This is a genomic window from Gillisia sp. Hel_I_86 (genome assembly GCF_007827275.1).
Classification (GTDB): Bacteria; Bacteroidota; Bacteroidia; order Flavobacteriales; family Flavobacteriaceae; genus Gillisia.
In genome coordinates this window covers 1,412,485-1,436,201 of record NZ_VISE01000001.1, presented here as the reverse complement: position 1 = coordinate 1,436,201, position 23,717 = coordinate 1,412,485, and the positions used below count along the sequence as shown (strand labels likewise).

The window sequence follows — 23,717 nt, the reverse complement described above, 5'->3', positions numbered from 1 at the left end:
AAAATTACAAAATGTTTCTCGAAAATACAGTAAATCATAAGGAGCAATTTGGCTGGATAGAAGTAATTTGTGGCTCGATGTTTTCCGGAAAAACCGAAGAACTGATCCGCCGACTGAAACGAGCCACGTTTGCAAAACAAAAGGTAGAGATCTTTAAACCTGCCATAGATAAACGTTACCATGAAGAAATGGTGGTGTCTCATGATTCCAATGAAATTAGGTCCACTCCCGTTCCCTCTGCGGCGAATATCCGCATTTTGGCCGATGGCTGCGATGTGGTAGGAATAGATGAGGCACAATTTTTTGATGATGAAATAGTGACCGTTTGCAATGATCTCGCAAATAACGGAATTCGGGTGATTGTAGCCGGATTGGACATGGATTTTAAAGGAAACCCATTTGGACCCATGCCTAGTTTGATGGCAACTGCCGAATATGTTACCAAGGTTCATGCGGTGTGCACAAGAACTGGGAACCTTGCCCAGTTTAGTTATAGAAAAGCAGTCAATGACGATTTGGTTTTTTTGGGGGAAAATGAAGAATACGAACCTTTAAGCAGGGCTGCCTATTTTAAGGCGATGCTTAAAGAACGAGTAAAACACTATTCTGTAAAAGATGCAGAAACCATAGACCCGGGAAAATCTGCTACATAATGCCACCAGTACATGAAACTACCCTGGAGATCAATCTAAAATCCCTGGAACATAATTATAATTATCTACGATCTAAACTTGCCAAAGGCTCAAAAATAATGGCCGTTGTGAAGGCGTTTGGATATGGAAGCGAATCTGTTGAAATAGCTAAAAAACTAAGTGAACTAGGGGTTGGTTATTTTGCGGTCGCCTATACCAAAGAAGGGGTTGCTCTTAGGGAGGCAGGAATAACAGCACCTATTTTGGTACTGCACCCGCAATCCATCAATTTTGAAGAAATTATCGAAAGATGTCTGGAACCCAGCATTTATAGTGAATTTGTTCTTAAGGCATTTATTAAAACCGCTGAAAAGCTCGAACAAAACGAGTATCCCATTCATTTAAAATTAAATACAGGACTTAACAGGCTTGGATTTATAGCTCCAGAATTAAATACTGTTTTTGAATATCTGGCAAAATCGGATGCTGTTAAAGTGAAATCCATTTTCTCTCATCTCGCTGCAAGTGAAGATTGGAAGGAACGTGAATTCACACTACAACAATTGGACAAGTTCAGGAAAATGGCATTCAGATCGTTCCAAAACCTGGATTATAGACCGCTGCTTCATATAAGCAATACCTCAGCAATAATAAATTATCCGGAAGCAGCTTTCGACATGGTTAGATGCGGAATTGGCCTTTATGGGTTTGGAAATGATGAAAACATCAATAAGCACCTAAAGCCAATTGGCACCTTAAAAACGATTGTTTCACAAATCCATCAACTTGTACCGGGAGAAAGCGTAGGATATAAAAGGGCCTTTACGGCAACAGAAAAAATGAAGTCCGCTACTTTACCAATTGGGTATGCAGATGGCATTAACAGGCAATATGGAAACGGCAGGGGCGGAGTTTTTATAAACGGAAACTATGCGCCCATCATTGGAAATGTGTGCATGGATATGCTTATGATAGACATCACTGGAATTGACTGTAAAGAAGGTGATGAAGTCATTGTTTTTGGTGGGCCTCATCATGCTACGCAATTTGCTGCTTCAGGAAATACGATTTCGTATGAATTGATTACGGGAATTTCACAAAGGGTAAAACGAGTGATCGTTCAAGAATAAAAACACCCTTGTTTAATTTTTCTGTAAATTGCACTTTCTAACCAAAACCCTAACATTTATGTCGTTTTTCGCCGATTTTAAATCTTTTTTACTAAAAAAGGATATTGTTGCCCTAGCCACTGCTGTAGTAATTGGTGCTGCGTTTAACAAAGTAATATCTTCTGTGGTTGCAGATATATTTATGCCTGTAATAGGCGTGTTAACAGGTGGAACAGATTTCACTCAGAAATTTATCGCTTTGGATGGTCAAAAATATGGCACATTGGAAGCAGCTCAAGAAGCTGAAGCTGCTGTTCTTACCTATGGAAACCTTATTCAGGCAATTATATATTTTATATTAGTTGGACTTTTCGTCTTCCTATTTTTAAAGGCCTACGAAAAGACCAAGAAGAAAGAAGAGGAAGCTGCACCAGCACCAAAAGGACCTTCTCAAGAAGAATTACTTATTGAGATCAGGGATGAATTGAAAAAACAAAATTCTTAAATAAATTTAGCTCGATCACCGCTACATTATATATTCCCAACCTAAACCCTTCACCAAAGTGGAGGGTTCTTTTTTTAACCAATATTAGAAATGTGTGCAATTTGATTTATTTCCTTCAAATTAACCCGCTTAAATTCCCGGGATATTTTTTTGTGTAATACATTTGCAAAAGAATTATAGAATTCAACTTTTTAAAAAATATCAAATGAGAATAGCAGTAGTTGGTGCAACCGGAATGGTAGGACAAGTAATCTTAAAAATTTTGGAAGAACGAAATTTTCCAATTTCAGAATTATACCCTGTAGCTTCCCAAAAATCTATCGGAAATAGCATAACATTCAATAATAAAGAGTTTAAAGTAATCGGTCTGGAAGAGGCAGTGGCCTTAAAACCAGATCTTGCACTCTTTTCAGCAGGTGGGGATACTTCTTTACAATGGGCTCCAAAATTTGCTGCGGTTGGAACTATAGTGATCGATAATTCTTCGGCCTGGAGAATGGATCCTGAAAAAAAATTAATTATTCCGGAGATCAATGCCGAAGAAATTTCTTCAGAAGATCTAATTATAGCAAATCCCAATTGCTCTACTATCCAAATGTTAATGGCGTTAAAGCCATTGCATGATACATATAAAATAAAGCGGGTGGTTGTTTCTACGTATCAGTCTATAACAGGGACTGGTGTAAAAGCTGTACAGCAATTGGAAAATGAATATCAGGATGCAAAAGGAGAAATGGCATATCCCTATCCTATCCATAGAAATGCGATCCCGCATTGCGATGTTTTTACTGAAAATGGTTACACTAAAGAAGAAATGAAACTTTCCAACGAAACCAAAAAGATTCTGGGAGATCAATCTATTCAGGTTTCGGCAACGGCAATCAGGATTCCTGTAGTAGGTGGACATAGCGAGTCCATAAATGTGGAATTTGAAGCTGAGTTTGATGAAAACGATGTTCGCAAATTACTAAGTGATTTCCCTGGGGTGACCGTACAAGACAACCCATCGGTCAACACCTATCCTATGCCGATTTATGCCGAAGGAAAAGATGATGTATTTGTAGGAAGAATAAGAAGGGATTATTCTCAACCAAAAACCTTAAATATGTGGGTGGTAGCCGATAATTTACGTAAAGGAGCTGCTACCAATGCCATTCAGATTGCAGAATACCTAGTGAAAAAAGGTTTTGTAAAATACGCGGTGAACTAAATCATTGAAAAAATGTAACTTAGGGTTCTTATTTGCTACATATATCACATAAAACATCTTGGAATCATTATGAAAAAACTACTAATCGGAATTATCGCAGCTGGAGCCCTTTATCCTTGTGAAGTATATTCCCAACAAGACGAAGCAGAAGTATTGAAATATCCAGAAACCAAAAAGGTAGATACCGTAACCAATTATTTTGGAACCGAAGTAAAAGACCCATATCGATGGTTGGAGGACGACAGAAGCAAGGAAACCGAAGATTGGGTAAAGGCTGAAAACAAGGTTACCTTCGATTATTTAGCTAAAATCCCATACAGGAAAGAACTCAATAAACGATTGACCGAGCTTTGGAACTACGAAAAACTTGGAGCACCTTACACTGAAGGGAATTACGATTATTTCTATAAAAATGATGGGCTTCAAAATCAGTATGTAGTTTATCGAAAAAAAGGAGATGATGGAGATGCCGAAGTGTTTTTGGATCCCAATAAATTCAGCAAAGACGGGACCACGTCTTTAGGGGGATTGAGTTTTTCCAAAGATGGAATGCTGGCCGCTTATTCAATTTCTGAAGGAGGTAGCGATTGGAGAAAAGTAATCCTAATGGATACGGAATCCAAAAAAGCAATTGAGGACACGCTGATAGATGTTAAATTTAGCGGGATTTCTTGGAAAGGGAACGAAGGTTTTTACTATTCCAGCTACGAAAAACCAAAAGGGAGTGAGCTTTCAGCAAAGACAGATCAGCACAGGCTTTTTTATCATAAACTAGGAACCAAGCAAAGCGAGGATAAATTGGTATTTGGTGGAACCCCCGAACAGAAACATAGATATATTGGTGGTTATGTAACCGAGGATGACCATTACTTATTCATTTCTGCTAGGAATTCTACTTCCGGTGGTAAATTGTTCATGATGGATCTCACCAAACCAAATCCAGAATTGGTCAGCATACTGGATAATGAAGATACAGATACGTATGTGATCGAGAATGATGGCAGTAAATTATTTATTGTAACCAATATGGATGCACCAAATAAAAAGATCGTAACGGTAGATGCTTCCAATCCAAGTTCCGATAACTGGAAAGATTTTATCCCTGAAACCGAAAACGTATTAACTCCATCTACGGGTGGTGGCTATTTCTTTACAGAATATATGGTAGATGCCGTTTCCAAAGTAAAACAATACGATTATAAAGGGAAATTGGTCAGGGATGTAGATTTGCCTGGGGTAGGATCGGTTGGTGGTTTTAGCACAAAAAAGGAAAAAGAGCACTTATATTACTCTTTTACCAATTATGTGACTCCGGGAAGTATCTATAAATATGATATCAAGAAAGGGACTTCAGAATTATACAATAAGCCAACTATAGATTTTAATCCTGAAGAGTACGAAAGCAAGCAGGTTTTCTTTGCTTCTAAAGACGGTACAAAAGTTCCAATGATCATCACCCATAAAAAAGGAATCGAGCTAAACGGAAAGAACCCGACCATTCTTTATGGATATGGAGGCTTCAATATCAGTTTAACACCTTCTTTTAGCATCGCAAATGCGGTTTGGATGGAGCAGGGTGGTATTTATGCCGTACCTAGTTTACGTGGAGGTGGGGAATATGGAAAAGAGTGGCACGATGCAGGAATCAAGCTGAAAAAACAAAATGTTTTTGACGACTTTATAGCTGCAGCAGAATATCTGATAAAAGAGAAATATACTTCTAGTGACTACTTAGCAATTCGCGGTGGTTCCAACGGAGGATTATTGGTTGGTGCTACAATGACGCAGCGTCCGGAATTAATGAAGGTAGCATTGCCTGCTGTTGGGGTGATGGATATGTTGCGTTACCACACATTTACTGCCGGAGCAGGATGGGCGTATGATTATGGAACTTCTGAAGATAACAAGGAAATGTTCGAGTATCTATATGGCTATTCTCCCGTTCAAAATGTAAAAGAAGGGGTAAAATATCCTGCAACGATGGTTACTACCGGAGATCATGATGATCGTGTAGTACCAGCGCATTCCTTTAAATTTGCGGCAGAACTGCAAGAAAAACAAGCCGGGAACAATCCCGTGCTTATTAGAATTGAAACCAAAGCAGGTCATGGTGCCGGGAAACCAACTGCGATGATCATAGATGAATATGCCGATATCTTTTCATTTACCCTTTACAACATGGGATTTGAAGTTTTGCCTGAAAAGGTAAGCGACAAAGTGAAAGGATAAATCTCAAAATTATATAATTTTAATAAAGTCGGAAATAATTATTTTTCCGACTTTACTTTTTAAAAAAGTCTGAATTTAAAATATGTTGAAACTAAAAAATATCTCTTTTGGTTACAATGAAAAACCGGTATTAAAGAAAATTTCATTACAAATTGCTGAAGGAGATCACGTTTCACTGATCGGGGAAAGCAGTTGTGGGAAAAGCACCTTGCTTCAATTGATTTACGGGCTTCATCATACCGATGGATCTGTGATCTGGAAAGGAAATAAATTGAAAGGTCCAAATCATAATTTAGTTCCCGGAGAGCCATTTATTAAATATTTAGCCCAGGATTTCGACCTCATGCCACCACTCAGCGTGGTCGAAAATGTTGGGAAACACCTAAGCAATGCATATCCCAGAAAGAAAAAGAAGCGCATAATGGGGCTTCTGGAAGTTGTGGAAATGAAAGAGCTTGCCCATGTAAAAGCGGGACACCTTAGCGGTGGACAACAACAACGAGTGGCTTTGGCCAGAGCTTTGGCAAACACACCGGAACTATTATTACTGGATGAACCTTTTAGCCATATAGATCATTTTAGAAAAAACAATCTTAGACGGAAACTGTTTGCCTATTTAAAAGAGAACAAGATTACCTGTATTATTGCAACCCATGACAGCACCGATGCGTTATCTTTTGCAGATAGAACCATAGTCCTTAAAAATGGGAAAATCTACGCGAATGATACTCCTCAGGAATTATATAATAACCCACCAAATAAGTACATTGCGGCTCTCTTTGGAGATATCAATGAAGTGATGTTAAGATCGATCTCTCCTAAAGAGACAAGCCGAAAAATGATTTTATTATACCCCCATGAAATAAGACTGGTAAAAACTTCGGATATAAAAGTTAAGGTCTTAGCGTCCTATTTTAAAGGATCGAACTTCCTTATAAAAGCATCCTTAAAAAATCAGATTATTTATTTTGAAAATTCTGAAGAAATTGGAATAGGTTACACCGTGAATATTGCAATAGATAAAAACCTGATAGCGTCCAGGACTCGAAACTAATTAATAGAAACGATTGTTCCAGATACTGCATTGAAGCTAAAAGGATCTCCTACAGATTTACCTATTAAAGCCTGCGCGATGGGAGAACCAGCGCCAATTACATATGTTTTTTTATCGCCTATTTCTACCTCCCCTATTGGAATACATATAAAATAAACAGCATTGGTGGCTTTTACCAAACTTCCCATTTTTACTGTGTCGGCAGTTGCACTTCGCTTTGCCACTTCTAAAGTAACCTGTAGTTGTTGAAACTGTTGCAGCTGAGTGGAAAGCTTATGGATTTCGATATTGATCATTTCCCGGCTGGTTTCATATTTATCCCCTGCGCTGCTCTTGGATTCATTGGTTAAAGCCGCTTCCAGATCTTGTATGGAATGGGAGATCCTTGCTATTTTTTCTTCTAAATAGCTTTCACATTTTTTATATAGCTCCTCTTTCATTTACTAATTTTTAATGCTGAAAGGTCCATAATTCTGCATTTGCCCAACGATCCAGGTTTTTCTTTGCGCGATATAACTGCTTGCGGGATTGGCTCTATAAACCCTTGGATTTGGAAGTACCGCCGCAATGGCAGCAGCTTCGTATGTGGTTAATTTTGAAGCAGGTTTTTGAAACCAATATTGGGAAGCGGTTTCCGCTCCATATACACCTTTCCCCATTTCTATGCTGTTTAAATATACTTCCATTATGCGTTCTTTGCTCCACAAAGTCTCTATAAGCAAGGTGAAATATGCTTCCATTCCTTTCCTAAACCAATTACGGTGAGGCCATAAAAACACATTTTTCGCCGTTTGCTGTGAGATCGTACTTGCACCACGAACCCGCTTTCCGTTTTTATTGTTTTCAATGGCCTTTTCTATGGCTTTCATATCGAAACCAGAATGATTCAAAAAATTCTGATCTTCACTGGAAAGCACCGCAAGAGGTAAATATCCCGAGATTTCATTATAAGAAACCCAATCGTGTTTAATGGGTTCTTCAGGATTTTCAAAATATCTTATTACCATAAGCGGCGTAGCAGGAACCGGCACCCATTTATAAAGCAACACTATAAAAATGCTAAAGGCAATTAAACCAAGGATTAGCTTTAAAAGGAACCTGAAAAATTTCTTCATATAATAGTTTAAAGTCAACTCCCTTAATGAGTGATCAAATCTGCTAATTCCCTACCCACCAAACTGCCAATGGCAACACCCATTCCTCCCAACCTAACTCCGCAAAAAGTATTATCGGAAAGTTGTTTTACGATAGGTTTCTTTTGAGTTCCTACCCCCATGATCCCGCTCCAACGCCTATCTATTTCAAAATCCATGTTTGGTAAGATAGTTTCTTTTAGCAACTCTTCTAATTTATCCTGAATAAGTGCTGTTTCACCTAACGTGGTTGTTTCTTCTGTTTTAAGATCCAGATTTCTTCCCCCGCCCAACAAGATACGCTTATCTATATTTCTGAAGTAATAATAGCCCTTATGCAAGTGAAAAGTCCCTTTTATTTGAAGGTTTTCAATCGGTTTGGTAATAAGGACCTGTGCTCTTGCCGGTTTCACCGATTCCAAACCTAACTGAACGGCAAATCCGTTGGTTGCAATTAATAACTTTTTTGTAGTGAATTCAAATTGATCGGTCTTGATTTTTACTGAAGTATTTCCTTCTGAAAACTCTTCAACACTTATATTATTCAAGATCTTGATTCCTGTATTTGCAGCCTTTTTAAGCAAGGCTTCCATCATTTTTCCGGTATTGATCTGGCCTTCAAACTTGTTAAAAATCACCGTTTCCTTGATCTTTTTAAAATTGAATTTATTGGGGCCGGTGCTAAAAACGTTTTCTTTAAAAATTGGAAATAGTAGTTTATTTACATATTCTATTTTAGATTCACACTCCTCCAATAGCGCTTTATCTTCGGGAGTAAAAAGTTCATAACCTCCCCATCGATTAAAATCTATGGTTCCATCTCCTAGAGTCTTGCGCAAAAGTGCCAACCCATCTACTCTTTTTTGAACCAGTTGTACCACTTCTTCTTCTGAATGTGTATTTAGATCGTCCAGCATTTCTGAAAGACTCCCAAAACAAGCAAATCCTGCATTCTTGGTACTTGCACCATTTGGCAGGAAACCACGTTCCAGAATTAGAATATTGGTTTTTGGAAATTTTTCCCTTAATCTGAGAGCAGTATTAAGACCTACAATTCCGCTCCCAATAATAGTATGATCTATATTAGACAGCCAAGACTTATGCTCCCAGTAGGATAAGTTCATGTGATGGATTTAGGGGTGAAATTACGGAAAGTTTTGGAGAAATGTTGGGAATTAAAGGACTTCCAACCCCTAGACTTCTCGACTCCGAAATCGAAGGGACAATTGGCTTTTCTTTGTCATCCCGCCGGCAGGAGGGATCTTTTTTAATAGCAGGAATGTTGCTCCATTGAGATCCTTCACTGCGCCCGATGGCGATCGGGACTGAATGGCATTTAAATACTAAGCTATGGTTATGAAGTAATGGAAGACTTCTCGACTCCGCTCGAAGTGACACATAGGATTGATTAGATTTTAAAAAAGAAAGGGTTAGGGATAGCAGCGGTTAGCTCTCGAGACACTTTTGTGGCTCGGGACTAAAAGCGGATAGCCCGACCGCTCTTTTTGGAGCGGGAACCCCATAAAAAAGCCCCGAAAATTCGAGGCCTATATATTATTCTTCTTTAATGGCATCCATTTTCCAGGACTCCATGAATTTGGTGGTGTAGTTTCCATCCAAATAATCTGGATGATCCATTAATTGCCTATGGAACGGAATCGTGGTTTTAACCCCTTCTATCACGAACTCATCCAAGGCGCGTTTCATTTTATTGATAGCTTCTTCCCTGGTTTGAGCAGTGGTGATCAATTTAGCGATCATGGAATCGTAGTTTGGAGGAATGGAATAGCCGCTGTAAACGTGCGTATCTATTCTTACACCATGCCCTCCTGGAGCGTGTAAATTGGTGATCTTCCCCGGGGAAGGCCTAAAGTCGTTATAAGGATCTTCTGCATTGATCCTGCATTCTATGGAGTGCAGTTTTGGAAAGTAATTCTTTCCCGAAAGCGGAATTCCAGCCGCGACCAAAATCTGCTCGCGAATAAGATCGTAATCTATTACCTGTTCTGTTATTGGATGTTCTACCTGGATACGAGTGTTCATCTCCATAAAGTAGAAATTTCTATGTTTGTCTACCAAGAATTCTATTGTTCCTGCACCTTCATATTTAATGAATTCTGCTGCTTTTACGGCGGCATCTCCCATTTGCTTTCTCAACTTATCTGTCATGAAAGGCGAAGGGGTTTCTTCGGTAAGCTTTTGATGCCTTCTTTGGATTGAGCAATCCCTTTCTGAAAGGTGACATGCTTTTCCTGTGCTATCCCCTACAATTTGGATCTCGATATGGCGTGGCTCCAAAATGAGTTTTTCCATATACATCCCATCATTTCCAAAGGCAGCACCCGCTTCTTGACGAGCAGAATCCCATGCTGCCTGAAGATTTTCCTCCTTCATTACGGCACGCATTCCTTTTCCTCCACCACCGGCAGTAGCTTTAAGCATTACCGGGAAACCCATTTCTTTTGCAGTCTTTAAACAATCTGCATAATCTTTGAGCAGTCCTTCAGATCCTGGGATACAAGGAACACCTGCAGCAGTCATTGTTGCACGGGCAGAAGCTTTATCCCCCATTTTATCTATCATTTCTGGGGATGCACCAATAAATTTGATATTGTGCTCCTGACAGATCTTGGAGAATTTAGAATTCTCTGCTAAAAACCCATATCCTGGATGTATGGCATCTGCATTGGTAATCTCTGCAGCGGCAATGATATTTGATATTTTTAAATATGAAAGGTTACTGGGTGGTGGGCCTATACAAACCGCTTCGTCTGCAAAACGTACATGAAGACTTTCTGCATCGGCAGTAGAATATACCGCTACGGTTTTTATGCCCATTTCCCTACAGGTACGGATAATTCGCAGTGCGATCTCACCCCTGTTGGCAATTAATATTTTTTTAAACATACCTTATATATTTTTTACTGAAACAGCAAAATTAAATCTAATGTGAAGGTCAATTTATGACGGATCTACCAAGAATAATGGCTGATCGAATTCTACAGGGGAAGAATCGTCTACTAATACTTTTACTATTTTTCCTGAAACTTCACTTTCAATTTCGTTGAAAAGTTTCATCGCTTCGATCACGCAAAGAACATCACCTACTTTAATGTTATCTCCCACTTCAACAAAAACATCTTTATCTGGAGATGGTTTACGGTAAAAAGTCCCAATAATTGGAGACTTTACCGTGATGTATTTTGAAGATTCCTCTGGTGCAGATTGTTTAGTATCGCCTGCCGCAGTTTGTGGAGCTTCTTGCCCAACAGCAGGAACTTGTTGTTGTGGGATTGCTTGTTGCATTTGCCCTTGCATCGGGACTTGCTGAATATATGTTGGCTCTGCATCGCCAGATCCTGTTTTAATGGTGATCTTTATATCATCCATTTCAAGTTTTACCTCACTGGCACCAGACTTAGCTACAAACTTGATTAAATTCTGAATTTCTTTTATATCCATAATAAAAATATTAGGGTGTTGGTTTATTAAGAATTATATGCCCATTTAAGATAGATGGATCCCCATGTGAATCCGCCTCCAAATGTCGCAAATATTAAGTTATCTCCTTTTTTAAATTGTTTTTCGTAATCGCTTAGCAATAGTGGTAAGGTTGCAGAAGTGGTATTACCGTATCGCTGAATATTCATCAACACTTTTTCCTCTTCAAGGTTCATTCTACTTGCTGTAGCACCAACGATGCGTTTATTGGCTTGATGTGCAATTAACCAGTTAACATCTTCATTGGTAAGATTATTCTTTTTCATGATTTGTTCACTTACATCGGCCATATTGGAAACTGCATATTTAAATACTGTTTTCCCGTCTTGCTGAACAAAGTGCCTTTTGCTTGCTACAGTTTCTTCGGAAGGTGGCATCAAAGAACCACCGGCTTCGATCTTTAAGGAATGCCTTCCTATCCCGTCACTGCGTAAAATTTCATCCTGGAATCCCAATCCTTCAGTGTTTGGTTCAAATAGAACAGCTCCTGCACCATCTCCAAAGATGATACAAGTGGTCCTATCTGTATAATCAATTATAGAAGACATTTTATCTGCTCCTATAATAAGGACTTTTTTATATCTTCCCGATTCTATGTAGGCGCTCGCTGTAGACATTCCGTAAAGAAATCCAGAACAGGCTGCTTGTAAATCGTAAGCAAAAGCATTTATAGCTCCTATTTCTGTAGCTACATAAACAGCGGTAGCTGCTACCGGCATATCTGGAGAAACAGTGGCCAGTACAACCAGGTCTATTTCTTTGGGATTAATATTTGCTTTGGCAATAAGATCTCGGGCGGCTTTTATAGCCATAAAAGAAGTTCCTAAAGTAGGGTCTTTAAGGATGCGGCGCTCTCTAATTCCTGTACGTGAAAAAATCCATTCATCATTGGTGTCCACCATTTTCTCCAATTCTTTATTGGACAAAATATCGTTAGGGACATAAGCACCTACAGCGGTAATTGCTGCTGTGATTTTATTCATAAAAATCTAATTTTAAACTCTTTGCAATAGTCAAGAACTATTTCTTGGAGGAAGAAAAGTACTGAAAATTCTTTGAATCGGGTTGCAAAATAAGACCTTTTTAGGACTTATTCAACTTAAAACAAAAAACTCCCACAATGTGAGAGTTTGTATTCTAGCAAAGCTCTATAATTAGGCTTGTACCTCTTCAGTATTATCTATTAAAACCTGACCACGATAGTATAATTTACCTTCATGCCAATGAGCCCTGTGGTACACATGTGCCTCTCCTGTAGTAGGATCTTTAGCAATTTGTGGAACAGTAGCTTTATAATGTGTTCTTCTCTTATCTCTTCTCGTTTTGGAGATTTTTCTCTTAGGATGTGCCATTGCTACGTATTATTTATCGTTTAATAAGTTTTTTAATTTATTCCAGCGAGGATCTATATTTTCCCCGTTGTCATTATCTTCATTAGTTCCTTTCGGACTTAATTCTTCTAGTTTATCGAGCACATCAGACTTTAATGTTCCATCTGCTATCCCTGGATGAATCCTTTTTTGTGGAACTGCCAATACGATAATCTCATACACATATTGTGCGATATTTATCTCGTATTCGCCATGGGGCAATATTAGGATTTCCTCATTCTCATCGTTAAATTCATCTCCAAAATTTACCACCAATCTTAAACTACCAGAAATTGGCATATCAAAAGGTTCGTTTGTGAGATCACAATTAACGTTTACGGTTCCCGAAGTTTCAAAAAAAAGCTCCATCATTGTTGCTTTTTTTTCCAGCACCATATCTAAATGCAGATTAGCACTATTGAAATCTTCGTATTCAAAATGGTCAAAGAACTCTTTGTCTATCTCGTATTTAAAGTCGTGGCTTCCAATTTTAAGCCCCACAAAAGGGATTGTGTATGCCGCAAATTTCCTCATAACATCATCGTTTTCATCCGCCTGCCCTCGAGCTAAGGCAGGTGCAAAGATATAAAATATAATGAATTAACTATTCGTTATAAACAATATTTTGTTTATATCTTTTTTCCTTGTTTTTTCAGGGGGTTTCGAGTGATTTTTTGATATTCTTCCCGCGTTTTATAAATTTCCAATGCTTTAAAAACCGCTTCTTTAAACGAATTAATGTTCGCACAATCTTTACCGGCAATTTCAAAAGCTGTTCCATGATCTGGAGATGTCCGAATCTTTCTTAAGCCAGCAGTAAAATTCACACCCTCCCCAAAGGACAAGGTTTTAAAGGGAATTAGCCCTTGGTCGTGGTAGGATGCCACAACAGCATCAAAATTCGCATGGTTTTTTGTGCCAAAGAAACTGTCGGCAGCATAAGGACCATATACCAAATTTCCTTTATCCCTTATTTTTTGAAGCGTAGGCTTTAATATTTCTTCATCCTCATTCCCTATTAATCCATTATCTCCGCTATGTGGGTTTATGCCCAGAACCGCTATTTTTGGTTTTGATATTCTAAAATCCTGCTTTAAGGTTTTGGTTATAGTAGCTATTTTCTTTTCTATCAATTCGGGAGTGATCACGTTTGCTATGTCCTTTAACGGAACATGATCTGTTAACAAACCAACTTTTAAGGTATCGGTGATCATGAACATCAAGCTATCTCCTTTTAGTTGTTTTGCTAAATAATCTGTATGGCCCGGGAATTTAAAATCTTCAGACTGAATGGTATTCTTATTAATAGGTGCTGTTACCAACACGTCTATCTCATCGCCAACCAAGGAATTTGTTGCAGCTTCTAGGGATTTGAAGGCATATTTTCCGCTTTCCATATCTTCTTCCCCAAAGTTTATTGCTACATTCCCTTTCCAAACGTTTACCACATTGATCTTGCCCTCAATCGCATTAGAAACAGATTCCACTCCTTGAAAATTTAAGGAAAGCTTAAAATGTTTTTTATAGAAATTTAAAACTTTAACCGAAGCGAAAATAACTGGGGTACAAAAATCCAGCATTCTGGAATCTTCAAAAGTCTTTAGTACTACTTCTCCCCCAATCCCATTTAGATCCCCTATGCTAATTCCCAGTTTTATCTTTTGAACGGACTTCATAATAATTCCCCTTTTTATTTATATTTTTACACCACAAATGTAACAATAATCTACCACCATGTTTACCGGAATTGTTGAAGAAGTAGGAGAGATCCTCGAAATAAAGAAAGATAAAGGCAATCTTGATATTTTTGTAGCAGCATCCATTACTTCAGAATTAAAAATAGATCAGAGCGTGGCACATAATGGGGTTTGTTTAACAGTGGTTGCTATCAATGACAATTCATATCAGGTGACAGCCATTCAAGAAACTTTGGAGAAATCCAATTTAGGAAATTTGACTATTGGAGACCCTGTAAACTTGGAACGCGGAATGAAGCTGGGAGCAAGATTGGATGGGCATTTAGTTCAAGGCCATGTAGACCAAACCGCGGAATGTCTGTCTGTGAAAGAGGAAAACGGAAGTTGGATCTTTACTTTTAATTATGACCCAGGCTTAGGAAATGTTACTATAGAAAAAGGTTCTATCACCATAAGTGGCGTGAGCCTTACGGTAGTGAATTCTGAAATCAATCGCTTTAGTGTAGCTATTATACCTTATACATACGAGCATACAACATTTAAAAACTTAGAGGAAGGTGATACTGTAAATCTGGAATTTGACGTTATAGGAAAGTACGTAAAGCGATTGACGCAAATGGATTAAGTGGTCTTTTTCGATTTTAAATAATAGATCCCCAGTCCAAGCCCAGCAATTAACAAATAAGGCAATTTAGAATCTATTGGCAGTCCCGGTGGTGGTGATATTGGACCCCGACAATCTCTTGCAGGTCTACAATCACCTCTACAATAACGTTGCCCTGGAGGGCAGTTATTTCCTTGTGCCAAAACCTCAGAATTGAAAGAAGATAAAATGATAAGTGCTACAACAAAAGTGCGCAGCAGAAATTTGGATGGTTTTGAAACAATCTTCCAGAAAGCCTCGCAAAGATTCACTCCGAATAAAAAAACCGCTCTTATTGCTAAGACCATATAAATAAAGGTTTTTCTCATCATAATTGTGTGCAATTTACTTTATATATAAATCACTTAAAAACTTGTGGCGTAATATTAACGTAATAAACGTCCTGTAAGTTTTAAAAATAGTAAAAATCACACCTTCTTAGAAGGTGGCTTTGGATAGCCCCCATAGGGGGCGGCAAGGCGATGGTCAGAAATCAAATCTTTGTTGCTGCTCCTCAACCCGCTTTTCTTCTTTCTCTTGGAACTTGACGTATTTTTTAATCATTTCCTCATCCAGTCCAACTGTGCTCACAAAATAACCTCGAGACCAAAAATGATTGCCCCAATAGGGTTTCTTTTTCAATTTCGGGTAACTCTTAAAAAGTTTTATTGCAATCTTCCCTTTCAATGTACCCATCAATTTTGAAATAGAAACTTTGGGGGGAACAGACACCAGCAAGTGAACATGGTCCTCTTGAACGTTCAGTTCCTCAACCTCACAACTTTTCCATTCACAAAGCATTCTTATATCTTGCTCGACCAATTCCTTCACCGCGCCCTTCAATATCCGGAGGCGATATTTTGGAACCCAAACAATATGATAGTCACACTTATAAACAACGCGACTAAGTTTCTTATATTTACCCATAGTGCAAATATAAGGCACAGCCATCAGAACATTACCACCTGCAAAGCAGGTGGATTTTTAAGGTAAATTAAATTAATCTACTAAAAAATCCAATTACTTATTTCGAAAATCTGGGTAAAAATAGTGAGATTACACTTACAATAGTCAATTCCTAGACTTTTTTATGAGTCAATTTATGTATGTTAATAAAAGTTTAGGGATCTTAATATATTCAACCTTAATAGATAAGGGCAATATAAAATAGGAAAGAATAAAGATACATATCTAAGTGCCATTTCAAAAATTAATTTTAGAACGCCATGGCTTATGGAAGTCTCCTGTAGGGGATCAATGAGAATATGTCGTGAATTTCTTCGAGGCAAGCCATAGAGGTGTTTCGCCCCCTCGATATTCTATCGAGGTCATTTTGGCCTCAGAACCAAAAATTTCAATTTTGTATTTTACCTCACATACGCTTTAATCACTTCTTCATTTGAGTAGTGACCAACTGTATTTGCATAAAAACCACTTGTCCAAAATTTACCACCCCATAGCTTCGCTTTTATCTCTGGGTACCTCATGAATAATTGCTTTGCCGTAATACTTTTCAACATTGTCATCATTTTGGAAACTGAATAACTGGGGACACTTTGAACTAAAAAGTGTATATGGTTAGACTCATAGCCTATCTCAATAAAGTGTACCTCATAACGCTCCGATATTTCAATACAAATTTGTTTTAAACCTTCCCCTATCTCCTCGTCTACAACTGATTTCCTATACTTCAACGGAAAAACCAAATCGTACATCAACAATGTTTTATTATGCCTTTTGAAAATATGCTCTCCCATAAATCGAAAATACACTTTTTCAAAGTGTCATGAAAAACTCTCCGTTTTTCAAACTTTTCAGCATAACCCCGAGGCAGAGCCTCGAGGAATTCTTTAGATTAAACGGATGCTAAACGTATAACTCAATAATTTTAAATCATGATGAAACCAGCTAAGATCTTATCATACCAATATGCGGAATTCCATCTTCCAAATATCCTTCTCCTATTTGTTTAAAATCGTGATTTTCATAAAATTTAGTAAGATATTTTTGAGCAGAAATTTTGATACTGTTTACTTGAAATCTTTCTTCAACCTCCTTAATAGAGGCGTCGAAAATAACATGTCCGTAGCCATATTTTCGTTGGTCTTCTTTTACTAAAACCCTACCGATAGAAGCGTCTTCAAAATACAAGCCTTTATTAAAACATCTGGTATAGGCTACGAGTTGTCCATCTTTATATCCCAAGATATGTAGGGCTTTTTGATCTTTCCCGTCGATATCCTGATAAACACAATCTTGTTCTACCACAAAAACCTCAGACCTAAGAGCCAGCATTTCATATAATTCGTCCAAGTTTAACTCGTGAAATTTCTTTACTTTAATTTGCATAATTTTTATTTTTATTATCCATAAAGCATCATAAACTGATAAAGGATGGCATACTGTCCCGACCGTTCCTATCGTGTGGACACATCTTTATGAATGGTCCACCCTTCCATGGCAGCCTTAAAATATTTCAATCCTATCCATAGGGTCGTTATGCCCGGATGCCTTTTGCTTTCATAGCCTTTCCATCCGCCAAGTCTTGCTATCGCCCAAACATATCTCTTTAGCCCTTTTTCCTTATACGGGTTTTTTTGTTTCTCTGTCCTACCTTCCAGTCTTATTATCTGGTGCTCTAAAAACGTTTGTTCTTCTTCCGTGAAACAGCTATCGGCGCTCATCTCTCCTTCTGGTACCGCATACGCCAGCCGCATCAAGAACAGTTTGATGATGACCTCCATTATCAACAAGCTCAGTTTTCTTACCGATGACCCATACTCCAGCTCTGACGCCTCGATATTGTAGCCCTCTTTTTTTAATATCTTGAACACCTCTTCTATGGTCCACCTCCACTTATACCATTCCACGCACATTTCTGCCATTTCCAGAGTCTCTATGGGCAGGCTTGTCAACAACCTCCAGCACACCCTGTCCGGCCCGGTACGGTTCGCCTCTTTGGCCTCTACCAGGTATAGTTTTATGCTGGGTGCCACTGCTTTGCTTGCCGCCCTGGTCCTTTTAAGTTCCACCTCTTTATATCTGATTTCAATTTTTGCAATCCTTTTTTTTCTTCTGGTCTTTGCACAGGCATCCACCTGTACCTCATAGGATCCTTGATAGGGTTGGTCCGCCAGGCAGCTAAACAATTTTGACCCATCCGCCAAGGTCCTATCCGTACGGGCCCTTATCAATAGATCTGTTTGTGCATCTGGTATGGTTGCAAACTGTTCGTAGATATCGCCTTCCCTATCTTGTACGATCACCATTCCCGCTACCACGCCCCTTAGCGAGGCCTGTGTGTTTTTGGAAACTTCTATCCACTTATAGGACTCTTTTTCTTCTATGGGCAGCTTGCCGTACTGTCTTTCATGCTTTGATGCGAACTCCAAGGGCCTGTTCCAGATCTTTATATCAGAATAGCCGTAGGGGGTGCCGCTCACGGCATCCAAGACCAAACTTGGGTGGATGAAGAACCCCAGTCCCTGGGAATTCTTCGCATTGGTCGTGCCCACAAAGCCATCTTTATTGATCCTATTACCATGGCTGCTTAGGTTGACCTCCGTGGTATCTTGGATACAGACAACAAATTTGCCCGCACAAGCCATCTGGCAATTATGTACCAAGTTCTCTACTATATCTCCTTCACTGACCCTATCGTTCTGCAAAAAACGGTAAACGGCCTTTGCGTCTGATTCGTTCCTGCTGAGCTGACGGATCGAATGGACGCTCTTGCTGAACAGGTCCGATAAAATCTTGTTGCCCCGATAAACCAACCGTTTATCCCCTAAGCCTGTGAACCCCCTTCTCATTTTTTGAGTAAAATTAATGCTAATCCCTTAAAATATTAAATAATTGTGTCCACACGATAGGACCGTTCGGGAGTTTAAGAATCTCATAACACTATAAATTGAGACCCTGAAATAATCCCGAAAGCTTTCGGGACAGGGTGACGAGATAACTATTATGAAAAAAACGTATATATATTTTATTTTTCAATCCTGAACAATTAGATCTTTATTTTCACACTTTCCAAATTCCGGTTGAATGTTCACATGATTGATTCCGAAGGAATGAAAAGCCAATTCTTCAATTTCAGATAAAATAACCTCGAATTTTGAAAGTGATATATCTTCAGTGAAATCCACATGTGCTTCCAGATGGATTTCCGCTTCATTTAATTGCCACACATGGACATGATGTACGTTTTTTATTTTTGGAAGAGAGCAAATTTTTTCAGCTATATCTTCCAATGCAAGATCGCTTGGCGTAAAAAGCATGAGCACCTTGGTAGCCGATTTCAATAAATCGTAGCCAACAATAATAAGATAAACGGCAATGGCCAATGTAAGCACACTATCTACCCAGAAAATTTTATAATATTTCATCAATAAACCTCCGGCCAGTACAGCGACAGAAGCCATCATATCTGTTAACAAGTGTAAATATGCCGAACGCATATTGAGGTTGGCTTTACTGTCTTTTTTTAAAAGCAAGACACTTAAACCATTCCCTGTAATTGCCAAAAGGGATAACCAAATAACAAGATTGGAATCTATGGTTTCTGGATTCTTAAATCTTTGAAAAGCTTCAACAATAAGAATAACAGCAACTACAATAAGGGTAGAAGCATTTACAAATGCCGCAACAACTTCTGCTCTTTTATATCCAAAAGTGTGTTTTAACGAAGCATCCCTTTTAGATAAAATATTGGCAATATAACTTACCAATAAAGAAAGTACATCACTAAAATTATGGAGCGCATCCGATAGCAGCGCAAGACTTCCACTTAACAATCCACCAATTACTTGGGCAAGTGTAATCCCTATATTTAGAAATATAGAAAATAAAAGATTTTTACCTTTTACTATATGGGTGTGATCATGACCGTGGTTATGTGCCATTAATTATTCACCGGTATTTTTTCAACACGATTTTGATGCCGTCCACCTTCAAATTCTGTATTTAGAAAAATATCCACCATATCCACTGCTTGAGTTTGAGATACAAACCTGGCAGGAATGCTTAAAATATTTGCATTATTATGTTGTCTTGCCAATTTGGCAATCTCTCCTGTCCAGCACAGTGCACAACGTACACCTTGGTGCTTATTGGCGGTCATGGAAGCTCCATTCCCGCTACCACATATAATAATTCCTATGTCTACCTTGTTACCTTCCACATCGCTCGCAACAGGGTGCACAAAATCTGGATAATCCACACTTTCTTCACTATTGGTACCATAGTTAATAACTTCTATTCCTTTAGATTCCAGAAAGGCAACAATAGTTTCCTTGTATTCAGTTCCAGCGTGATCATTTCCAATTGCTATTTTCATAAGTTTATTTTTAAGGTTGAACAAAGGTAAAAAATGGCTTGTTAACTATTATAATATCCATTGTTAATTACTATTTCTAAATGTCCTGTTTTTAAAGGGTTAAGATTTTTTATAAAATGTGAATAACAATATGCTGGAATTTAACAAAAAAATTTGCTTTTAAGTTCAGAATTTACAATAGCAATATAAATTCCTTTTCTCCTAATTATAACTATAGAATTTCTAGGGAAGTTATGAGCATAAAAATGTAGATTGTGAACAACGGATTGGGATATAGTTTTTAATAATTTCTATTAACATTTATTTGTTAACCATTGTTAAGTAAATCTTAAAATAACAAGAGTATCAATGGCTTATAAATATATTGAACTGTTAACAAGTCAATCTAAAATGTTGGTATCTCAAAATCCTATTTTTATTGAATAAAGTTATGCTAGAAGTTAACAAGCTATAATAACCAATAGTTTTAATTTTTTAATAAGAAGAAAAAAGATAAATATAATATAAGTGTTTATAACTTCAATTTTTAAAGCCCTCTCCTTAAAAAGTATTATAAATAATTAATTAAATTTGAATAAATTTTTTAGCTATTATTATCTATTTAATAATCTGTAAATAAGATATTTACAATTAATAATCAAATTTTGAAGACAAATAAATAAAGACTGATTTTACTATAAGTATTTGACTTCTAGTCTTTATTGTACGCTATATTAGTTGATATAATCTTGGTGGAATAGTGAAGATCCATATTACTTTTTTTGTTTAGGGTTTTACTAACAACAGCAAATACTCCTAAAATTCCCAAGAGAAATATAAGATAGAATAAAAGCGAGATTTTAGTTGATTTATTCATTAAAATCACTTTTTCTTACAAATTTGTGGGGAAATTATGAAAGGGATATTAATTTAAAATTAAGAAAACTTTAATAAAATAAAAATTAATTTTAAGACTTTATGATTATTAAGTAGCTGATTATCAAAACAAGTTAAAAAGAAACTCTTTACTGGCTTGTAGTTAGAGGCTTAACAAAACTTTATTGATAGATTATTTTAAAGTCACATTTTAGCTGTAATTTTATAGCTTATTAAGATTTATGAATAGAAAGAATAAAGGGTCAAAACCTAGGAACGAAGGAAATCTTTCCAAAAGTATCCTAGATATATTAAGAAAATCCCCAAGCACAAGCTTTAACTACAAACAAATTGCTGCTAAACTAGATCTAACAGATGCTAGTTCCAGGAATAAAATAATTAAAAATTTAGCACAATTAGCAGCTAAAAAACAAATTGAAGAGGAAGGAAAAGGAAAATTCAAAATGGGCGGAAACCCAGAATATTATCAAGGCAAACTTGATATGACAACCAAAGGCTTCGGTTATGTTGTAGTGGAGGATATGGAAGAGGATATTTTTATTCCTGCCAATGCTTTGAACAAGGCCTTGAACGGGGATGAAGTGGAAGTTTATATTTACAATAAACGAAGAAAAAGAAAATCTGAGGGAGAGATAGTAAAGATCATTAAAAGGAAAAAAACAGAATTTGTAGGGGTTTTACAAATGCAACCAAACTTTGGGTTTGTTGCCATACAGGATCCTAAAATGTATACAGATATTTTTGTCCAAAAGAATAAAATGCTGGATGCACAAGATGGGGATAAGGTTGTGGTAACCATGGAAGAATGGCCGGAAAAAGCAGATTCCCCCTTTGGTAGCATCAAACAGGTATTAGGTAAACCGGGAGAACATCAAACAGAAATGCATGCAATTCTTGCCCAGTATGGATTGCCACATGAATTCCCTAAGGAAATAGAGGATTTTGCAAATAATATAGATACCTCTATTCAGGAGGATGAGATTAAGAAACGTCGAGATCTTCGTGAAATCTTAACTTTTACTATAGATCCAAAAGATGCAAAGGATTTTGATGATGCCTTGAGTTTTAAAAAGTTGGAAAATGGCAATTTTGAAATAGGAATTCATATTGCAGATGTTTCCCATTATCTAAAGCCCGGGACAATTCTGGACGATGAAGCTTATGAAAGGGCCACATCGGTATATTTGGTAGATAGGGTAGTACCTATGTTGCCAGAAGTATTATCCAATAATGCATGTTCTTTGAGACCCAATGAAGAAAAATACACTTTTTCTGCATTGTTCGAAATAGATGGAAAAGGCCACGTCATTAACGAGTGGTTTGGGAGAACAGTAACTTTGTCTGATGAGCGTTTTGCATATGAAGAAGCGCAACATATTATTGAGACTGAAAAAGGAACTATTCCAACGGAGATCTCTATTCGTGAAAACGGATATAATGTGGGAGAAAATGTTGTGGACGCGGTTATAACCCTAAACGATCTTGCAAAGCAAATGCGGATAAGACGTATGAATGAGGGTGCTATTTCTTTTGATAAAGTTGAAGTAAAATTCAATTTAAATGAAGAAAATGAGCCGGTGGGAGTATTTTTTAAAACTTCCGAGGAAGCCAATAAGTTGATTGAAGAATTTATGTTGCTGGCAAATAAAAGGGTAGCACAATTCATTGGAAAGCAAACTCCAAAGAAGACCTTTGTATATAGATGTCATGATGAGCCAGATGATTCTAAATTAAATACGCTGCAAACGGTGATTGCTAAATTTGGATACAAGATCAACTTAAAGGATAAATCTTCTATTTCCATCTCTTTAAATGCACTTTTAAGTGATGTTCAAGGAACAAAAGAGCAAAATTTAGTAGATACCCTTACCATTAGAACAATGAGCAAGGCTTATTACAGCACTAAGAATATAGGACATTATGGTTTATCCTTCGATTATTACTCCCATTTTACGTCTCCAATTAGAAGATATCCAGATGTAATGACGCATAGATTGTTGCAAAGTTATTTGGATTCCAAACCTTCGGCTAAGGAAGATGAATATGAAGAAAAGTGTCATCATAGTAGTGAAATGGAAAGCTTGGCAACCAATGCAGAACGTGATTCCATAAAATTCATGCAAGTAAAGTTTATGCTGGATCACCAGGATGAAGAATTTTTAGGAGTAATTTCGGGGGTTACAGAGTGGGGAATCTATGTTGAAATTATTTCTAACAAATGCGAAGGAATGGTTCGCTTACGGGATATTAGGGACGATCATTACGATTTCGATGAAGAACAATATGCAATAATTGGTAGAAAAAGTAAGAATATGTACCAATTAGGCGACGAAGTATATATTTCTGTTAAGAATGCCGATTTGGTTAAAAGACATTTGGATTTTAATTTAATTGGAAAGAAAGAACGAATTGATTAATAT

24 protein-coding genes are annotated in these 23,717 nt (G+C 37.4%); 8 read left to right on the top strand and 16 right to left on the bottom strand.

Annotation, left to right across the window (positions count from 1 at the left end; all coding sequences use genetic code 11):
* The first annotated feature begins 11 nt into the window (after positions 1-11).
* The 6 genes from JM83_RS06350 to JM83_RS06325 all read left to right on the top strand — a co-directional run bounded on the left by JM83_RS06350 (position 12) and on the right by JM83_RS06325 (position 6,739).
* The gene (locus JM83_RS06350; RefSeq protein WP_144960438.1) at positions 12-653 is read left to right on the top strand and encodes a thymidine kinase; all 642 of its coding nucleotides are present in this window, start codon (positions 12-14) and stop codon (positions 651-653) included.
* Positions 653-1,762: an alanine racemase gene (alr, locus tag JM83_RS06345; RefSeq protein WP_144960436.1), complete on the top strand. Its 1,110-nt coding sequence runs from the start codon at positions 653-655 to the stop codon at positions 1,760-1,762. The genes JM83_RS06350 and alr overlap by 1 nt, the downstream gene beginning before the upstream one ends.
* 58 nt (positions 1,763-1,820) lie before the next feature.
* Positions 1,821-2,246, top strand: a complete 426-nt coding sequence (gene mscL / locus JM83_RS06340; protein ID WP_144960434.1) for a large conductance mechanosensitive channel protein MscL — start codon at positions 1,821-1,823, stop codon at positions 2,244-2,246.
* 205 nt (positions 2,247-2,451) lie between these two features.
* Positions 2,452-3,456, top strand: coding sequence for an aspartate-semialdehyde dehydrogenase (locus JM83_RS06335; RefSeq protein ID WP_144960432.1), 1,005 nt, complete (start codon positions 2,452-2,454; stop codon positions 3,454-3,456).
* Between the two features lie 69 nt (positions 3,457-3,525).
* Entirely contained in the window at positions 3,526-5,685 is a 2,160-nt protein-coding gene (locus JM83_RS06330; protein WP_144960431.1) for a prolyl oligopeptidase family serine peptidase, read from the top strand.
* 82 nt (positions 5,686-5,767) lie between these two features.
* Positions 5,768-6,739, top strand: coding sequence for an ABC transporter ATP-binding protein (locus JM83_RS06325; RefSeq protein ID WP_144960429.1), 972 nt, complete (start codon positions 5,768-5,770; stop codon positions 6,737-6,739).
* Here JM83_RS06325 and JM83_RS06320 read toward each other — a convergent pair.
* From JM83_RS06320 to pdxA, 9 genes are all read right to left on the bottom strand, one after another.
* Positions 6,736-7,179: a GreA/GreB family elongation factor gene (locus tag JM83_RS06320; RefSeq protein ID WP_144960427.1), complete on the bottom strand. Its 444-nt coding sequence runs from the start codon at positions 7,177-7,179 to the stop codon at positions 6,736-6,738. The genes JM83_RS06325 and JM83_RS06320 overlap by 4 nt on opposite strands.
* Before the next feature lie 3 nt (positions 7,180-7,182).
* Entirely contained in the window at positions 7,183-7,854 is a 672-nt protein-coding gene (mtgA, locus tag JM83_RS06315) for a monofunctional biosynthetic peptidoglycan transglycosylase (protein ID WP_144960425.1), read from the bottom strand.
* A 23-nt stretch (positions 7,855-7,877) separates the two neighbouring features.
* Positions 7,878-8,996 carry an NAD(P)/FAD-dependent oxidoreductase gene (locus JM83_RS06310; RefSeq protein WP_144960422.1) on the bottom strand — a complete coding sequence of 373 codons (1,119 nt, stop codon included), beginning with the start codon at positions 8,994-8,996 and terminating at the stop codon, positions 7,878-7,880.
* A 430-nt stretch (positions 8,997-9,426) separates the two neighbouring features.
* The gene (gene accC / locus JM83_RS06305) at positions 9,427-10,779 is read right to left on the bottom strand and encodes an acetyl-CoA carboxylase biotin carboxylase subunit (protein ID WP_144960420.1); all 1,353 of its coding nucleotides are present in this window, start codon (positions 10,777-10,779) and stop codon (positions 9,427-9,429) included.
* 54 nt (positions 10,780-10,833) lie between these two features.
* A complete protein-coding gene (gene accB / locus JM83_RS06300; protein WP_144960418.1) occupies positions 10,834-11,334 on the bottom strand; it encodes an acetyl-CoA carboxylase biotin carboxyl carrier protein in 501 nt (166 codons plus the stop codon).
* A 26-nt stretch (positions 11,335-11,360) separates the two neighbouring features.
* A complete protein-coding gene (locus JM83_RS06295; RefSeq protein WP_144960416.1) occupies positions 11,361-12,356 on the bottom strand; it encodes a beta-ketoacyl-ACP synthase III in 996 nt (331 codons plus the stop codon).
* Between the two features lie 171 nt (positions 12,357-12,527).
* Positions 12,528-12,725 (bottom strand): 50S ribosomal protein L32, encoded by a 198-nt coding sequence (gene rpmF / locus JM83_RS06290; protein ID WP_010228148.1) that lies wholly within the window; start codon positions 12,723-12,725, stop codon positions 12,528-12,530.
* Between the two features lie 9 nt (positions 12,726-12,734).
* Positions 12,735-13,277, bottom strand: coding sequence for a YceD family protein (locus JM83_RS06285; RefSeq protein WP_144960414.1), 543 nt, complete (start codon positions 13,275-13,277; stop codon positions 12,735-12,737).
* 95 nt (positions 13,278-13,372) lie between these two features.
* On the bottom strand, positions 13,373-14,419 hold the full coding sequence (gene pdxA / locus JM83_RS06280) for a 4-hydroxythreonine-4-phosphate dehydrogenase PdxA (RefSeq protein ID WP_144960412.1): 1,047 nt from the start codon (positions 14,417-14,419) through the stop codon (positions 13,373-13,375).
* 58 nt (positions 14,420-14,477) lie between these two features.
* Between pdxA and JM83_RS06275 the strand changes: the two genes are divergently transcribed.
* Positions 14,478-15,065, top strand: a complete 588-nt coding sequence (locus tag JM83_RS06275) for a riboflavin synthase (protein ID WP_144960410.1) — start codon at positions 14,478-14,480, stop codon at positions 15,063-15,065.
* On the opposite strand, the gene JM83_RS06270 is transcribed toward JM83_RS06275, so the two are convergent.
* From JM83_RS06270 to rpiB, 7 genes are all read right to left on the bottom strand, one after another.
* Positions 15,062-15,415, bottom strand: a complete 354-nt coding sequence (locus JM83_RS06270; protein WP_144960408.1) for a hypothetical protein — start codon at positions 15,413-15,415, stop codon at positions 15,062-15,064. The genes JM83_RS06275 and JM83_RS06270 overlap by 4 nt on opposite strands.
* A gap of 154 nt (positions 15,416-15,569) precedes the next feature.
* Positions 15,570-16,010 carry an IS200/IS605 family transposase gene (gene tnpA, locus JM83_RS06265; protein WP_144960405.1) on the bottom strand — a complete coding sequence of 147 codons (441 nt, stop codon included), beginning with the start codon at positions 16,008-16,010 and terminating at the stop codon, positions 15,570-15,572.
* A 440-nt stretch (positions 16,011-16,450) separates the two neighbouring features.
* Positions 16,451-16,840, bottom strand: coding sequence for an IS200/IS605 family transposase (gene tnpA, locus JM83_RS06260; RefSeq protein WP_144960403.1), 390 nt, complete (start codon positions 16,838-16,840; stop codon positions 16,451-16,453).
* Positions 16,841-16,991: 151 nt separating this feature from the next.
* A complete protein-coding gene (locus tag JM83_RS06255; protein ID WP_144960401.1) occupies positions 16,992-17,432 on the bottom strand; it encodes a GNAT family N-acetyltransferase in 441 nt (146 codons plus the stop codon).
* A 68-nt stretch (positions 17,433-17,500) separates the two neighbouring features.
* A complete protein-coding gene (locus JM83_RS06250; protein WP_144959452.1) occupies positions 17,501-18,895 on the bottom strand; it encodes an IS4 family transposase in 1,395 nt (464 codons plus the stop codon).
* A 183-nt stretch (positions 18,896-19,078) separates the two neighbouring features.
* Positions 19,079-19,987 carry a cation diffusion facilitator family transporter gene (locus JM83_RS06245; RefSeq protein WP_144960399.1) on the bottom strand — a complete coding sequence of 303 codons (909 nt, stop codon included), beginning with the start codon at positions 19,985-19,987 and terminating at the stop codon, positions 19,079-19,081.
* A complete protein-coding gene (gene rpiB, locus JM83_RS06240) occupies positions 19,987-20,421 on the bottom strand; it encodes a ribose 5-phosphate isomerase B (protein ID WP_144960397.1) in 435 nt (144 codons plus the stop codon). The genes JM83_RS06245 and rpiB overlap by 1 nt, the downstream gene beginning before the upstream one ends.
* A 1,097-nt stretch (positions 20,422-21,518) precedes the next feature.
* Here rpiB and rnr point away from each other — a divergent pair.
* Positions 21,519-23,714, top strand: a complete 2,196-nt coding sequence (gene rnr, locus JM83_RS06235) for a ribonuclease R (protein WP_144960395.1) — start codon at positions 21,519-21,521, stop codon at positions 23,712-23,714.
* The last annotated feature ends 3 nt before the right edge of the window (positions 23,715-23,717 follow it).

Excerpts from the sequence above, each read along its gene's own strand:
- JM83_RS06350 (WP_144960438.1), top strand. The coding sequence starts at position 12 with ATGTTTCTCGAAAATACAGTAAATCATAAGGAGCAATTTGGCTGGATA.
- alr (WP_144960436.1), top strand. The coding sequence starts at position 653 with ATGCCACCAGTACATGAAACTACCCTGGAGATCAATCTAAAATCCCTG.
- mscL (WP_144960434.1), top strand. The coding sequence starts at position 1,821 with ATGTCGTTTTTCGCCGATTTTAAATCTTTTTTACTAAAAAAGGATATT.
- JM83_RS06335 (WP_144960432.1), top strand. The coding sequence starts at position 2,452 with ATGAGAATAGCAGTAGTTGGTGCAACCGGAATGGTAGGACAAGTAATC.
- JM83_RS06330 (WP_144960431.1), top strand. The coding sequence starts at position 3,526 with ATGAAAAAACTACTAATCGGAATTATCGCAGCTGGAGCCCTTTATCCT.
- JM83_RS06325 (WP_144960429.1), top strand. The coding sequence starts at position 5,768 with ATGTTGAAACTAAAAAATATCTCTTTTGGTTACAATGAAAAACCGGTA.
- JM83_RS06320 (WP_144960427.1), bottom strand. The coding sequence starts at position 7,179 with ATGAAAGAGGAGCTATATAAAAAATGTGAAAGCTATTTAGAAGAAAAA.
- mtgA (WP_144960425.1), bottom strand. The coding sequence starts at position 7,854 with ATGAAGAAATTTTTCAGGTTCCTTTTAAAGCTAATCCTTGGTTTAATT.
- JM83_RS06310 (WP_144960422.1), bottom strand. The coding sequence starts at position 8,996 with ATGAACTTATCCTACTGGGAGCATAAGTCTTGGCTGTCTAATATAGAT.
- accC (WP_144960420.1), bottom strand. The coding sequence starts at position 10,779 with ATGTTTAAAAAAATATTAATTGCCAACAGGGGTGAGATCGCACTGCGA.
- accB (WP_144960418.1), bottom strand. The coding sequence starts at position 11,334 with ATGGATATAAAAGAAATTCAGAATTTAATCAAGTTTGTAGCTAAGTCT.
- JM83_RS06295 (WP_144960416.1), bottom strand. The coding sequence starts at position 12,356 with ATGAATAAAATCACAGCAGCAATTACCGCTGTAGGTGCTTATGTCCCT.
- rpmF (WP_010228148.1), bottom strand. The coding sequence starts at position 12,725 with ATGGCACATCCTAAGAGAAAAATCTCCAAAACGAGAAGAGATAAGAGA.
- JM83_RS06285 (WP_144960414.1), bottom strand. The coding sequence starts at position 13,277 with ATGAGGAAATTTGCGGCATACACAATCCCTTTTGTGGGGCTTAAAATT.
- pdxA (WP_144960412.1), bottom strand. The coding sequence starts at position 14,419 with ATGAAGTCCGTTCAAAAGATAAAACTGGGAATTAGCATAGGGGATCTA.
- JM83_RS06275 (WP_144960410.1), top strand. The coding sequence starts at position 14,478 with ATGTTTACCGGAATTGTTGAAGAAGTAGGAGAGATCCTCGAAATAAAG.
- JM83_RS06270 (WP_144960408.1), bottom strand. The coding sequence starts at position 15,415 with ATGATGAGAAAAACCTTTATTTATATGGTCTTAGCAATAAGAGCGGTT.
- tnpA (WP_144960405.1), bottom strand. The coding sequence starts at position 16,010 with ATGGGTAAATATAAGAAACTTAGTCGCGTTGTTTATAAGTGTGACTAT.
- tnpA (WP_144960403.1), bottom strand. The coding sequence starts at position 16,840 with ATGGGAGAGCATATTTTCAAAAGGCATAATAAAACATTGTTGATGTAC.
- JM83_RS06255 (WP_144960401.1), bottom strand. The coding sequence starts at position 17,432 with ATGCAAATTAAAGTAAAGAAATTTCACGAGTTAAACTTGGACGAATTA.
- JM83_RS06250 (WP_144959452.1), bottom strand. The coding sequence starts at position 18,895 with ATGAGAAGGGGGTTCACAGGCTTAGGGGATAAACGGTTGGTTTATCGG.
- JM83_RS06245 (WP_144960399.1), bottom strand. The coding sequence starts at position 19,987 with ATGGCACATAACCACGGTCATGATCACACCCATATAGTAAAAGGTAAA.
- rpiB (WP_144960397.1), bottom strand. The coding sequence starts at position 20,421 with ATGAAAATAGCAATTGGAAATGATCACGCTGGAACTGAATACAAGGAA.
- rnr (WP_144960395.1), top strand. The coding sequence starts at position 21,519 with ATGAATAGAAAGAATAAAGGGTCAAAACCTAGGAACGAAGGAAATCTT.